11 protein-coding genes and 3 pseudogenes are annotated in these 11,676 nt (G+C 46.4%); 6 read left to right on the top strand and 8 right to left on the bottom strand.

Annotated elements, in window-relative coordinates; all coding sequences use genetic code 11:
* Positions 1–99 precede the first annotated feature (99 nt).
* On the top strand, positions 100–648 hold the full coding sequence (locus SU60_RS20590) for a gamma carbonic anhydrase family protein (RefSeq protein ID WP_041157162.1): 549 nt from the start codon (positions 100–102) through the stop codon (positions 646–648).
* 4 nt (positions 649–652) lie between these two features.
* Here SU60_RS20590 and SU60_RS20585 read toward each other — a convergent pair.
* The 4 genes and pseudogenes from SU60_RS20585 to tsaC form a co-directional block, all read right to left on the bottom strand.
* Positions 653–915 (bottom strand): annotated as a pseudogene (locus tag SU60_RS20585) (DUF1488 family protein).
* A 3-nt stretch (positions 916–918) separates the two neighbouring features.
* Positions 919–1,752: a shikimate dehydrogenase gene (gene aroE, locus SU60_RS20580; RefSeq protein ID WP_041157161.1), complete on the bottom strand. Its 834-nt coding sequence runs from the start codon at positions 1,750–1,752 to the stop codon at positions 919–921.
* A gap of 100 nt (positions 1,753–1,852) precedes the next feature.
* Positions 1,853–2,770 (bottom strand): oxygen-dependent coproporphyrinogen oxidase, encoded by a 918-nt coding sequence (gene hemF, locus SU60_RS20575; RefSeq protein WP_041157160.1) that lies wholly within the window; start codon positions 2,768–2,770, stop codon positions 1,853–1,855.
* A 47-nt stretch (positions 2,771–2,817) separates the two neighbouring features.
* The gene (gene tsaC / locus SU60_RS20570) at positions 2,818–3,375 is read right to left on the bottom strand and encodes an L-threonylcarbamoyladenylate synthase type 1 TsaC (RefSeq protein ID WP_041157159.1); all 558 of its coding nucleotides are present in this window, start codon (positions 3,373–3,375) and stop codon (positions 2,818–2,820) included.
* Between the two features lie 201 nt (positions 3,376–3,576).
* On the opposite strand from tsaC, the gene purE reads away from it, so the two are divergent.
* Together purE and SU60_RS20560 are read left to right on the top strand one after the other, a co-directional pair.
* Positions 3,577–4,062 carry a 5-(carboxyamino)imidazole ribonucleotide mutase gene (purE, locus tag SU60_RS20565; protein ID WP_041157158.1) on the top strand — a complete coding sequence of 162 codons (486 nt, stop codon included), beginning with the start codon at positions 3,577–3,579 and terminating at the stop codon, positions 4,060–4,062.
* A 4-nt stretch (positions 4,063–4,066) separates the two neighbouring features.
* Positions 4,067–5,199, top strand: a pseudogene (locus tag SU60_RS20560) (5-(carboxyamino)imidazole ribonucleotide synthase).
* A gap of 65 nt (positions 5,200–5,264) precedes the next feature.
* On the opposite strand, the gene SU60_RS20555 reads toward SU60_RS20560, so the two are convergent.
* The 4 genes and pseudogenes from SU60_RS20555 to SU60_RS20540 all read right to left on the bottom strand — a co-directional run bounded on the left by SU60_RS20555 (position 5,265) and on the right by SU60_RS20540 (position 8,644).
* Entirely contained in the window at positions 5,265–5,834 is a 570-nt protein-coding gene (locus SU60_RS20555) for a DNA topoisomerase family protein (protein WP_041157157.1), read from the bottom strand.
* Positions 5,835–5,918: 84 nt separating this feature from the next.
* Positions 5,919–6,398 (bottom strand): DUF494 family protein, encoded by a 480-nt coding sequence (locus SU60_RS20550; protein ID WP_041157156.1) that lies wholly within the window; start codon positions 6,396–6,398, stop codon positions 5,919–5,921.
* A gap of 2 nt (positions 6,399–6,400) precedes the next feature.
* On the bottom strand, positions 6,401–7,513 hold the full coding sequence (gene dprA / locus SU60_RS20545) for a DNA-processing protein DprA (protein ID WP_041157155.1): 1,113 nt from the start codon (positions 7,511–7,513) through the stop codon (positions 6,401–6,403).
* Positions 7,494–8,644 (bottom strand): annotated as a pseudogene (locus tag SU60_RS20540) (LysM peptidoglycan-binding domain-containing protein). Before SU60_RS20540 ends, dprA begins: the two are co-directional and overlap by 20 nt.
* Before the next feature lie 137 nt (positions 8,645–8,781).
* Between SU60_RS20540 and def the strand changes: the two are divergent.
* The 3 genes from def to rsmB all read left to right on the top strand — a co-directional run bounded on the left by def (position 8,782) and on the right by rsmB (position 11,647).
* Positions 8,782–9,303: a peptide deformylase gene (gene def, locus SU60_RS20535; protein ID WP_041157154.1), complete on the top strand. Its 522-nt coding sequence runs from the start codon at positions 8,782–8,784 to the stop codon at positions 9,301–9,303.
* A gap of 33 nt (positions 9,304–9,336) precedes the next feature.
* The gene (gene fmt, locus SU60_RS20530; RefSeq protein ID WP_041157153.1) at positions 9,337–10,284 is read left to right on the top strand and encodes a methionyl-tRNA formyltransferase; all 948 of its coding nucleotides are present in this window, start codon (positions 9,337–9,339) and stop codon (positions 10,282–10,284) included.
* Between the two features lie 79 nt (positions 10,285–10,363).
* The gene (gene rsmB / locus SU60_RS20525; protein ID WP_041157152.1) at positions 10,364–11,647 is read left to right on the top strand and encodes a 16S rRNA (cytosine(967)-C(5))-methyltransferase RsmB; all 1,284 of its coding nucleotides are present in this window, start codon (positions 10,364–10,366) and stop codon (positions 11,645–11,647) included.
* Positions 11,648–11,676: the final 29 nt, after the last annotated feature.

The following is an 11,676-nucleotide window of genomic DNA, read 5'->3' as shown; positions in this document are numbered from 1 at the left end:
GATTTTTTTATCGTTTGAGTGTTTTTTATTCTAAGAGGTGAGTTTTCACTACTCTTCTACCCCTATATACCCTTTAATCTCACTAAGTAAGGAGAAAATATGAGTTCAATAAGAAGCTATAAAGGTATACAACCTCAACTTGGTGAGCGAGTTTACGTTGATTCAACTGCGGTTTTAGTCGGAGACATCTGTATTGGTGAAGACTCTAGCATTTGGCCTTTGGTTGCTGCCCGAGGTGATGTGAATCATATTCATATCGGTAAGCGCACCAATATCCAAGATGGTAGCGTGTTACACGTGACACACAAAAACCAAGAAAACCCCAATGGCTACCCACTTATCATTGGCAATGATGTCACGATTGGGCATAAGGTCATGCTTCACGGGTGTGAGATTCACGATCGGGTATTAGTAGGAATGGGAGCAATTGTCCTAGATGGCGCAAAGGTTCAATCCGAAGTAATGATTGGCGCAGGTAGTTTGGTACCACCAGGAAAAGTATTGGAAAGCGGTTACCTCTATGTGGGTAGTCCAGTAAAACAAGCTCGCCCCCTCTCAGATAAAGAACGAGCATTTTTACAAAAATCTTCCGATAACTATGTGCAGAACAAAAACGACTACCTTAATGAAGTCGAAGTGATTCAATAAACAATCATTGAATCATAATGTAGCCTTCTTCATTGAAGGCTTCATCTTCGATCAGCTCTTCGGCCATTTCTTCTAAATCAAACCGGAAGGCAATAAAGGCTTCTATCGCTTGCTGCTCACATTCAACGGATAATCCACTCATCTTTGTCAGCTTCTGTTTGGTTACGTAACATTCGATAAGCGCACCAGATTGCTGAGCAGGAAAATTAACGGACTGTGATGATTCATCCACGACTGGATATCTGGGAATAAAATAGATTGATTCATCGATTACTGACCTTCAAGGTTTTTTCTTAACTCACGCAAAATTTGCTTAGCACCCGGGCGCAGTCCACGCCATAACATAAAGCTTTCAGCAGCTTGGCCAACCAACATCCCTAATCCGTCATAGGTCTGTGCCGCACCATGCTCTTTGGCCCACCGATTAAAAGTGGTGTCACCTTTACCATACATCATGTCATAGCTCGTACTGTTGGGAGCAAAAATAGTCGATGAGATATTAGGAAGTTCTCCACTCAAAGAAGCTGAGGTAGAATTGATAACAACATCGTACTCTTGAGTAACACAACTTATCTCTTCTGCGGTAACAGGCCCATAAGCTGAAAACAGGTCCGCTAACTCTTTGGCTTTTGTATATGTACGGTTGGTAATCGTTAAAGAAGATGGATTTTGATCAAGTATTGGCTTAACCACTCCTCGAGCCGCCCCACCAGCACCGATAATTAAGATGCGAGCCCCTTCTAAAGCAACCTGATGTTGCAGCAAATCTTGCACTAAGCCAGCACCATCGGTGTTGTCGCCGATGATTTCTCCGTCATCAAGCTTCTTAAGAGTGTTCACAGCTCCGGCAAGTTGAGCCCGCTCAGTCAGGCGATTAGCAAATTGATAAGCATCTTCTTTAAATGGCAAGGTCACGTTACACCCTTTTCCACCTTCAGAGAAAAATGCTTTCGCTGCATCACTAAATCCATCTACAGGGGCACATTCAGCGGTGTAAGTCAGTGATTGATTGGTTTGACGGGCGAAGAGTGTATGAATAAATGGTGACTTACTGTGTCCGATAGGATTGCCAAACACGGCATAGCGATCGATTTGCTGAGTCATTTCCTTACCTTTATTCCTTGCGTTTATATAGAAAAACAGGGGCATCTGATTACAAATGACCCTATCACTATCTCTCTATCTAGAAAAGGAGATTCAGCGCTTACCACTCACGTGGCTTTAAATATTGCTCATAAAGCTCTGCTTCTGGTGTACCAGCTTCAGGCTGATAGTTGTACTCCCAACGTGCTAATGGCGGCATCGACATCAAGATCGACTCTGTACGCCCACCACTTTGCAAGCCAAATAAAGTGCCTCGGTCATACACCAAGTTAAACTCAACATAACGACCACGACGATACAACTGGAAATCACGCTCACGCTCACCATATTCAATATTTCTGCGGCGAGCAACTATGGGTAAATAGGCCTGACAAAAACCATTACCCACGGCTTTGATATAGTCAAAACACTGCTCAAACTCCCAGTGATTCAAATCATCGAAGAACAAACCACCAACACCACGGGTTTCGTTTCTATGTGGCAGGTAGAAGTATTTATCACACCACGCTTTGTGCTCAGCATACACATCATCACCAAATGGCGCACAGATTGCCTTCGCTGTATTGTGCCAAGACTGGCAATCTTCTTCGAAAGGATAGAATGGCGTTAGATCGAATCCACCACCAAACCACCAAATCGGTTCTTCGCCCTCTTTTTCAGCGATAAAGAAACGAACATTGGCGTGAGAAGTTGGTACATAAGGGTTGTTAGGGTGAATCACCAAAGAGACCCCCATAGCCTCAAAACGACGGCCTGCTAATTCAGGACGATGAGCTGTCGCTGACGCTGGCATCTCTTTACCTTCGACATGAGAAAAGTTCACCCCTCCCTGCTCGAAGACGTCGCCATCTCGAAGCACCCTTGAGCGACCACCGCCACCAAGACGCTCTCCCGGCTCACGATGCCATGCATCTTCGACAAAGACGGCCTTTCCATCTTCTTGTTCTAACTGCTGACAAATGGAATCCTGAAGTGACATCAGGAATAGCTTTACGGCATGTTTATCGATTGCTGACATACATTTAATACCTATTACTTAGTACATATAAATCGCTGACTGCAGGGTTAGCCCTGTCTTAATATTTGTGAAGTTTTAGCGTCACGAATCTCACTTGGCTTATCACGACCACTGGTTTCACCACGAAGAATGGCCACCAGCTTATCACCCAACTGCTGCTCCACTTCTACTGTAGTCATGCACGGTGGCAATCCAGAAAGATTCGCGCTGGTGGAGGTTAGCGGCTTTCCAAACGCATTACACATCTTTTGCACTAAAGGATGATCCGTCACACGAACGGCAATCGAATCAAACTGTCCAGAGACCCAATGAGACACTTTATCGCTGGCCGGCATGATCCACGTGTATGGCCCTGGCCAAGTCGCATGGACGTTTGCTAGCTGCTCTTGAGTCAACTGAGATTCATCAATATAAGGTAACAACTGCTCGTAATTCGCAGCGATTAGGATAAGGCCTTTTTCCACTGGTCGCTGCTTAAGATCCAGTAGTTTCTGAATTGCATCAGGATTGTCTGGATCGCACCCAACGCCAAACACACCTTCTGTTGGATAAGCAATTACTTCACCTTGCTGTAGCGCGTTAAGCACCTGTTCAAAGTTATCCACTGATTACTTCCTAATTGTCTAACTATTATATTATGGCGTTAAGTGTACAAAGATTCATTCTTAGAGACTAAAGCTATTTACTTATAAAATGTATCCATCGCTTTTAAGCACAAGGCGCAAACGTTTGCTTGAGATAAAAATCCCCGTATAATGCCCACAAATTTATGGCTCACCTAATTTTGTAGCTTGAAGGAGTTTGAGATGAAAGTCGGTATCATCATGGGTTCTAAATCCGATTGGCCAACCATGAAATTGGCAGCAGACATGCTGGATCAATTTGGCGTATCTTACGAAACAAAAGTTGTATCAGCTCACCGCACTCCTCAACTATTGGCTGACTATGCAAGCAGCGCAAAAGAACGTGGTATCAAAGTGATTATTGCCGGCGCTGGCGGTGCGGCTCACCTGCCAGGCATGGCTGCTGCATTTACTAGTGTTCCAGTACTTGGCGTACCAGTTCAGTCTCGCGCTCTGAAGGGCATGGACTCTTTATTGTCTATCGTGCAAATGCCAAAAGGTATCGCGGTAGGAACGCTAGCCATTGGCGAAGCAGGTGCGGCCAATGCAGGAATCCTAGCAGCGCAAATTCTCGGAACCCATGATGAAAGTATTATGGAGAAAGTAGAAGCATTCCGTAAAGAACAAACGGAAACTGTACTGGCCAACCCAAACCCGGCAGAGGATTAATCGGATGCATGTACTGGTTCTCGGAGCAGGTCAGCTGGCTCGTATGATGTCTCTGGCTGGTGCACCATTGAATATCCAAATTTCCGCCTATGATGTAGGGAGCGCGAACATCGTTCACCCCCTCACTCAACACGTGCTTGGACATGGCCTAGAAAATGCGATTGAACAAGTGGATGTCATTACAGCCGAGTTCGAGCATATTCCTCATGATGTCCTTGATATCTGTGCTGCAAGCGGGAAGTTTCTGCCAAGTACAGAAGCCATCAAAGCTGGCGGCGACCGCCGTCTTGAAAAAGCACTGTTAGATAACGCAAATGTACGCAACGCTAAATACTATGTCATAGAAACTCGCGATGATTTTGACCGTGCGATTGAACACGTCGCATGCCAATGGTGCTAAAAAGTGCGCTAGGTGGTTACGATGGTAAAGGCCAATGGCGCTTGAAAGAAGCATCTCAAGTGGAGTCTATCTGGACCGAAATGGCAGAATGTATTGCAGCAACGCCGGCTCAAGCGATAGTCGCTGAGGAGTTTGTACCATTTAACCGTGAAGTATCGCTAGTCGGCGCTCGCGGCAAAGATGGCAGCGTTGAGGTTTACCCACTGGCAGAAAACGTGCATACCAATGGTGTGTTGAGTCTTTCTACCGCTATTGATGCGCCAGAATTACAAGCACAAGCCAAGCAGATGTTTACCGCGGTCGCTGAAAGCCTCAATTACGTTGGCGTATTGGCATTAGAGTTCTTTGATGTCAACGGCAACTTACTGGTAAATGAGATAGCCCCTCGCGTGCACAATTCGGGTCACTGGACACAGCAAGGCGCAGAAACCTGCCAGTTCGAAAACCATCTGCGTGCAGTGTGTGGTTTGCCTCTTGGCAGTACCAAACTGGTTCGAGAAACCTCTATGGTGAATATTCTAGGGGAAGATACCTTACCAGAATCGCTATTAGCAATGGATGGCTGCCATATCCACTGGTACGGAAAAGAGAAACGTGCAGGGCGCAAGATGGGCCACATTAATATTTGTGGAGATTACCCTGGTGAACTACATCGCAGACTCTGCTCATTAGCCGATGTACTGGATCAAACCGCTTTTCCTGCCGTACATGACTTCGCCAAGCAATCGCAGGCGTAATATTCTGCGCTATTTATTAAAATGGGTCGCACAAAGCGACCCATTTTTCTATCTAAGCTAAGCCATTACTCTGGCTGAATATGCTGACACTTTCGGTTAGCACATTGCAACTTAACACCACTGGCCAGTTTTTTCTCAACCAGTAACGTAAAACCACACGCCTCGCACACCCCTTTTATCGGCGGCAAGTTCACGGCAAATTTGCATTTAGGATAGTTGTCACAGGCATAAAATGTCTTACCGAAACGCGTCTTGCGTTCAACTAAGTGGCCCTTCCCACATTCAGGGCAAACATATTGCTCCTGGGATAGCGTCTCCGGCTCAGGCTGATTGATTGATTCAATATGGTGACAGGCCGGATAATTGCTGCACCCAACAAACATGCCATAACGTCCCTGACGCAGTACGAGCTCATTGCCACATTCGGGACAAGGCACACCAAGCTCTTTGACTATGTGACCATCGTTACTGTGCAGTGCTTTAATGTAATCACAATTTGGGTATTGGCTGCAGCCCAGAAACGGACCGTGTTTACCATGTTTGAGAATCAGTTCACCACCACACTTAGGACAAGGGGTATGTTCCAACGCATGTTCATGGGCGGAGAAAAGTTTGTTGTCGATTTTACTACTCATACTGACCGCTTTCTTGAAAGATCTACCACTCTTATTGACAAGCTCGTGGTCCTAATCAAACAGACCTCGAACTTGCCAAGAGATTTAGTGAAGAATGCCTTGTTCCTTGGTATACAACAGCTCTTCCATCAGCGTATAAGCGTTTTCATTACCAGGTACGTTAAACAGTACCATGAGAATAATCCATTTGAGGTCTTCAAGCTCAAACTCGTTGGTTTCCAAGCCCATCACTCGATCAATCACCATTTCACGAGTTTCTGTCGTTAAGACATTAATTTGCTCAAGGAATAACAAAAAGCCTCGGCACTCTAAATCTAAACGTTGCATCTCTCGCGAGGTATAAATACGAGTCGAAGACGATGCAATACAAGACGCGATCGCAGAAGAGGTATCGCTTTGCTGCAGCGCGGCAAGCTCTTCTAACCAGACAAGGGCTTTATAGATATCTTTTTGCTGAAAACCTGCACGAAGCAGTTCTTCTTCCAGCTCGTCTTGCTCGACTTGTAACTCTGCATCGCTATGGATGTAGGTTTCGAATAGATACATCAATATATCCATCATCATAGCTAGCCCCTCCCCTTTCGAATATAGCCACCTGAAACTGCAACAACATGCCCTGAGAGTTCAAGCTCTAAGAGCTGCATCATGACTTCCTGCACAGGTATATTGGTCCTGTTTGCAAGAATATCAACTGGTGTAGCTTCATTTCCTACGTTAGCTAACAGCTGAGGAAATGGCAATTCTTCTTCATCAATTAACTCAGAAAATAAATCGTTGCTCTGATTAACAGACCAATCGAGCAACGATTGTATTTCATCCAGCACATCTTTAGTCTTTTCTACGAGGCAAGCGCCCTGACGAATCAACTGGTTTCCACCGCTGGCATTCGGGGCGTGAATTGATGATGGTAAGGCAAACACTTCTCTCCCTTGTTCAAGGGCGTAGCGCGCGGTAATCAAGGAGCCACTTTTCTCTGCAGCTTCCACCACCAATACACCTAACGATAACCCGCTGATGATTCGATTGCGGCGTGGGAAGTTTTCCGCCCGCGGTTTTGCATCTGGCCGAAACTCAGAGACTAAAGCCCCACTCTCCACAACACGTTGCGCCAGCCCACGGTGACGAGCCGGATATATATGCTGCAAACCAGCACCAAGAACCGCGATCGTCTTTCCGCTCGCTTGTAGCGCACCATCATGTGCATGCCCATCAATACCAAGTGCGAGACCACTAGTTACAATCAAATGGTGCTGAACAAAATCTGCGGCAAATTGACGCGCATGACGTAAGCCATCAATGCTCGCATTACGACTTCCTACCATGCCAATCTGCGGTTGTGATAAAAGAGCGGGATCGCCCTTTACAAATAATAGTGGCGGTGGTGCCACCACCTGCTTAAGCAAAGGTGGATAAAACGGATCAGACAGTGTCACGATATGGTGGTCAGGTGACAGCGCTTGCCATGCTAAGCAGTCATCAACCGTCTTATCAACCGCATGCCACGCTTGCAGCTGCTTAAGCGTCAAACCTAGTGCTTGTAACTGCTCGGGCGCATAATTGATGATATTGCGAGGAGTATCTTTGACCAGTAACTTGTTTAGTTTGACCCCACCAATGCCTGGTAAGCAACTTAGCTTTAGCCAGGCAGCAAGATCGCTTTCAGAGTGCGTTGTCGTCATTTAAGGTAGGATTTTGTTCAACAGGCGAAACCTCAAGTGTCTCTTGATTGTTATCGTCGATAAGTGACTCCGTCAACGGAGAAATGACTGACACATTTTTATTGATAGGCTTAGTACTATTAGTAATTAACCCCAAGCTAAAGTACTCATACGGGCGTATGACCAATAACTCTCCGACTTTACTTTGCGGCAACGTGATTTTCTTATCCAGCAGGCCAAATTCTTTTTTAAAGTCATCACCATCTTGATACACCGGATGAGCATCTTCTTTGAGGTCAAATACGCTGCCTTGCTGCAATTCATCGGCAGTGCCTTTATCAATCACGACAACTTGGTTAGTCGAGCTAAAACGAATCCCTTCAATATTACCCAATAGGTTTGCAGTGCTGCCCAGTGGAGATGGTAGTGGATAGAATGTGGTAGAGAAATCATCACGGTCTAACGTCTGCATGGGTAAAGCGATGTCATTGCGCAGTATTTCTTGCAGTTGCGAAGTAATCTTAAGCCCAGAGTACTCATTCGACGCTTCTACCAAATCCCCTTTGGCAATTAAACGCAATGCCGTAATCTGTTTTGAAACGTCATCCCGAGAAAAGGTTTCAACAGGTCTGTATATCGCCCAAGCTGCAGCGGTTTGCTCACCACTGATATACAGCACATCCTCTGCCGTCAAAAACTTACTGCCCTGATTGCTGCCCATGACCTTGGCAGCATTCTTAAGAGTCTCATCGTCAACTAAACGGTCAGACTTTAAGTACGGCATCACTAAACCTTCAGCCACTGTTGGCACGGCTTTCTTCTCAGTGATACGAGCTTGCGGGCTCAGTTTCTTGACCGGCTTAAGGCTCAGCACTGGCTGACCGTTTATCCAAACCAACGACAACTTATCACCTGGATAAATTAAGTGTGGGTTATCGATGTCTGGGTTGACCTGCCATAGACGAGGCCACAGCCAAGGACTATCGAGATACATGGCAGAGATATCCCACAAAGTATCCCCTTTTACGACAACATACGTTTGTGGCGCATCCTTCTTGACGGTTAAAGCTTAAAGCCCTCGTTTGCTGTGGTATTGAAAGAGAAAAATAACGGCAACGTAACACGAACAACATTACGAAAGATTCGGTTCATGACCCTCGTCCTTGGTCTATTAAGCAGTAATCAGAGTGAAAATTAATGTTGGATGCTGTCATTTAGGTCATAAAATGTCTAGAATTGAGCCAACAAGGTTTGTGCTGTTTCGGCACAGTTCAATATTTCGAGTGAATATGTCTGTATTACAAGTATTAACATTTCCAGATGATCGCCTGCGCACAGTCGCCAAGCCTGTTGAAGCAGTGACACCTGAAATTCAAAAAATCGTCGACGACATGATTGAAACCATGTACGACGAAGAAGGTATCGGCCTAGCTGCAACGCAGGTAGATATCCATCAACGAATCGTAGTGATTGATATTTCAGAATCTCGTGATGAGCCGATGGTGCTTATTAATCCTGAAATTTTAGAGAAACGTGGCGAAGACGGCATCGAAGAAGGCTGTCTGTCAGTACCTGGCGCTCGAGCTCTAGTACCTCGCGCGGCTGAAGTCACAGTAAAAGCACTCGACAGAGAAGGTAATGAGTTTACCTTTGAGGCTGACGACCTGCTTGCGATTTGTGTTCAACACGAACTGGACCACTTACAAGGGAAATTGTTCGTTGATTACCTATCGCCACTGAAGCGAAAGCGTATTCAAGACAAACTGGCGAAAATAAAACGCTATAACGAGAAACAGCAGCAAAACGCTTAATCTCGAACCATGTCAATTAGAAGGAAGCCTACCTTGAGCCAATCTTTACGTATTGTCTTTGCAGGTACTCCGGATTTCGCCGCCCGTCACTTGGCGGCGTTGTTGTCTTCGGAGCATGAAGTCATTGCCGTTTACACTCAACCAGACCGCCCTGCTGGTCGTGGTAAAAAATTGACGGCAAGCCCGGTAAAACACATCGCGTTAGAACACGACATCCCGGTATATCAGCCAGAAAACTTCAAGTCACAAGAAGCAAAACAAGCGCTTGCTGACCTCAATGCCGATATCATGGTCGTTGTGGCCTACGGGTTGTTACTGCCACAAGCGGTATTAGACACACCGAAACTAGGCTGTATTAACGTACACGGCTCCATTTTGCCTCGCTGGCGTGGCGCAGCTCCAATCCAACGCTCTATCTGGGCGGGCGATGCAGAAACTGGGGTTACCATTATGCAGATGGATATTGGTCTGGATACGGGTGATATGCTCAAAATTGCAACGCTACCAATTGAAGCAACGGATACCAGTGCTTCCATGTACGAAAAACTGGCTGAACTGGGCCCTGAGGCATTGATTGACTGCCTCGCAGATATTGCTGCGGGCAAAGCCGTACCCGTGAAGCAAAACGACGAGCTAGCGAGCTACGCGAAGAAACTCAGCAAAGAAGAAGCTCGTATCAATTGGAATGACGATGCTGCACATATCGAACGTTGCGTTCGTGCCTTCAATCCATGGCCAATGAGTCATTTTGTGGCGGCTGAGAACAGCATCAAAGTCTGGCAAAGCCGAGTTGACGAGGAAGTCAGTAGTCAACCAGCGGGCACCATTATCCAAGCAGACAAAACGGGAATCTACGTTGCAACTGGCAACGGCATACTGGTTCTAGAACAACTGCAAGTGCCAGGCAAAAAAGCCATGTCAGTTCAGGATATTCTGAACTCACGTGCTGCTTGGTTCGAAGTCGGTACTGTGCTGATTTAAATCATTCTTGGGGAGCGAGCCCCCATAATACGAACTTTTAGAGGGCAGAGATGCCCTCCTTTATTTTAAGGTACTCATCATGAATGTGCGCGCTGCGGCTGCCAACGTCTTGTATCTTGTCGTCGACAAGGGCCACTCACTTTCCAGCGCCCTTCCAGCGGCTCAACAAACCATTCGGTCTCGTGACCATGCGCTGCTTCAGGAAATCTGTTACGGTGCATTACGCTATTTACCACGTCTGGAAACCATCGCTAATCAATTGATGGATAAACCGCTTAAAGGGAAACAGCGTGTATTCCACCACCTGATCCTAGTTGGCATTTATCAGCTAAGCTTTATGCGTATTCCAGCTCATGCTGCGGTCGGTGAAACCGTCGAAGGCACCAAAGATCTGAAAGGTCCACGCCTACGTGGGTTAATTAACGCCGTATTGCGTAACTACCAGCGCAGTCAAGAAGAACTAGACGAGGTTGCCGTAAGCAGCAATGCAGGAAAATATAGTCACCCAAGCTGGTTATTAAAACTGCTCCAAGCGGCTTACCCAGAGCAATGGGAAAATATTGTTGAGGCCAATAACAACAAGGCTCCTATGTGGTTAAGAGTAAACCACCAACATCACTCACGAGATAAATACCTAACGCTACTCAAAAATGAAAACATTGATAGCACGCCACACACACAGGCCCAAGACGCCCTAAAATTGGCAGCACCTTGTGATGTGAGTCAGTTGCCCGGCTTTGATAAAGGGTGGGTTTCGGTACAAGATGCAGCCGCTCAATTGTCGCTCAATTACCTCACACCTCAAGATGGCGAGTTGATTCTAGACTGCTGCGCCGCACCTGGTGGTAAAACAGCGCACATTCTCGAACGCACATCAGGTAGCGAAGTGGTCGCGATTGACTGCGACGACACAAGATTGAAACGTGTGCACGAAAACCTAGAGCGTCTCAACCTTCAGGCAAAAGTGATTTGCGGAGACGCTCGTGATCCTCAACAATGGTGGCAAGGTGAGCAATTTGATCGCATATTACTTGATGCGCCTTGCTCTGCAACCGGTGTGATTCGTCGCCACCCAGACATTAAGTGGCTTCGCCGCGCTGAAGACATTACGGCGTTGGCAGAACTGCAAAGTGAAATTATTGATGCTATGTGGACGCAGTTGAAACCTGGCGGTACCTTGGTTTATGCGACGTGTTCAATCACACCACAGGAAAACGTCGAGCAAGTCAAAGCGTTTTTAGCACGCACGGCAGATGCGACATTGGTCAACTCAGATCCTAAGCAACCTGGACGTCAAATTTTACCAGGCGAAGAAGATATGGATGGCTTCTACTACGCTGTACTAAGCAAAAAACACGCGTAACAGCATACTAAATAGGGCGATTGGAACCA

Origin of the sequence: Vibrio mytili (genome assembly GCF_000830505.1) — a bacterium.
Taxonomy (GTDB): domain Bacteria; phylum Pseudomonadota; class Gammaproteobacteria; order Enterobacterales; family Vibrionaceae; genus Vibrio; species Vibrio mytili.
This window is presented reverse-complemented; position numbering and strand designations above follow the sequence as displayed.

What these genes read in the sequence shown, in the direction of transcription:
- SU60_RS20590 (WP_041157162.1), top strand. Translation starts at nt 100, where the DNA reads ATGAGTTCAATAAGAAGCTATAAAGGTATACAACCTCAACTTGGTGAG.
- aroE (WP_041157161.1), bottom strand. Translation starts at nt 1,752, where the DNA reads ATGACTCAGCAAATCGATCGCTATGCCGTGTTTGGCAATCCTATCGGA.
- hemF (WP_041157160.1), bottom strand. Translation starts at nt 2,770, where the DNA reads ATGTCAGCAATCGATAAACATGCCGTAAAGCTATTCCTGATGTCACTT.
- purE (WP_041157158.1), top strand. Translation starts at nt 3,577, where the DNA reads ATGAAAGTCGGTATCATCATGGGTTCTAAATCCGATTGGCCAACCATG.
- SU60_RS20555 (WP_041157157.1), bottom strand. Translation starts at nt 5,834, where the DNA reads ATGAGTAGTAAAATCGACAACAAACTTTTCTCCGCCCATGAACATGCG.
- SU60_RS20550 (WP_041157156.1), bottom strand. Translation starts at nt 6,398, where the DNA reads ATGATGATGGATATATTGATGTATCTATTCGAAACCTACATCCATAGC.
- dprA (WP_041157155.1), bottom strand. Translation starts at nt 7,513, where the DNA reads ATGACGACAACGCACTCTGAAAGCGATCTTGCTGCCTGGCTAAAGCTA.
- def (WP_041157154.1), top strand. Translation starts at nt 8,782, where the DNA reads ATGTCTGTATTACAAGTATTAACATTTCCAGATGATCGCCTGCGCACA.
- rsmB (WP_041157152.1), top strand. Translation starts at nt 10,364, where the DNA reads ATGAATGTGCGCGCTGCGGCTGCCAACGTCTTGTATCTTGTCGTCGAC.